The following is a 1,046-nucleotide window of genomic DNA, read 5'->3' on the forward strand; positions in this document are numbered from 1 at the left end:
GCGCACATGCCAGGTTCTACGACCACGCCGGGTCATCCGGGCGCTCGCGATTGCGCGCTCGGACGTTTTGCCTTCCGCTACACAGACAGCGTCGGCACCCGGGATCAGTTTTCTATCGTGGCTCAATGGCTGGCCTGCACGTACCCCTGCCGACGCTTCGCCGACATCCTCGCGGATACCTGCGCACGGCTCGGGGCCGATGTGGTTCGCTATTCCTTCATCGCAGTGGACTTGCACCACCTACTCCTTTCCGGTCTCCCGGCGCACCCGTTGTAAAACGCAAAGGCGCGCACATGCGAGCCGATCCAGTCGGGCAGTTTCTGCGTCCACGTCAGCTCAGCGAATGTGTAGCCGGACACGCCGAGCGCCGCAACGAACAGCTCAGCTTCACGGATCTCGCCCGTGTCCGGATTGATGATGCCGAGCTTCTTGCCGGAGTAATCGACGAACAGCTTCTGCCCCGGCATGTGCGTTTGCCGCATCGTCACCGGCAGTCGCTGCGCCCATTCCTGATAGGCCCGGCAGAACCAGCTATAGCCGTATCCGTCCGGATGCTGGGCCCTGTATTCCTGCCACAGCAGGTCCAGCGTCACGCCCGGCTTGCCGATCTCGCGATGTATCGTCGGCCAGTGCGGCATGCCCCGCGGCAGCGTGCGTGGCGCGGGCGGCGGATACAGCTGGGCTTCGAGTGCCGCGTCGTCGCTCGCCAGTTGTGCTGGCATCGGCCACTCCAGCCCGGCCAGCTTCACCCGGTGCAGGTATTGCCACACTGTCGAGGTCGACGTGCCGATGGCCTGGGCTTTGTTCGGATGGGTACGAGTCCCCTTGCTGTGGACGCACCTATCCATTTTTGACGCAAACCGACCTGCCGAAGGAGTTCCACAGGTTGATGAGGTTGGCGATGATGACGCCCTCGCACTCCTGCGAGGCGATCTTCTGCGTCAGCAGGGTGGCGCCAATGCATCGCTTGATGCGTGAGATCTGCGCTTCGACGCGCGAGCGCAGGCCGTAGCCGTATTTCTTGTGGAACGCATAAATCCCCTTGT

The 1,046-nt window shown here is 63.0% G+C and carries 2 protein-coding genes; both read right to left on the reverse strand.

The window, feature by feature from the left end; genetic code table 11:
- Window positions 1-209: 209 nt before the first annotated feature.
- On the reverse strand, window positions 210-770 hold the full coding sequence (locus M3I54_RS44315) for a hypothetical protein (protein WP_375542335.1): 561 nt from the start codon (window positions 768-770) through the stop codon (window positions 210-212).
- Window positions 771-840: 70 nt separating this feature from the next.
- Window positions 841-1,046: transposase (locus M3I54_RS44320; protein ID WP_254346722.1), on the reverse strand; the 206-nt coding region annotated here is incomplete at its 5' end.

It is taken from the genome of Paraburkholderia sp. CNPSo 3274 (assembly GCF_024206475.1).
In the GTDB taxonomy this organism is placed as follows: Bacteria; Pseudomonadota; Gammaproteobacteria; order Burkholderiales; family Burkholderiaceae; genus Paraburkholderia.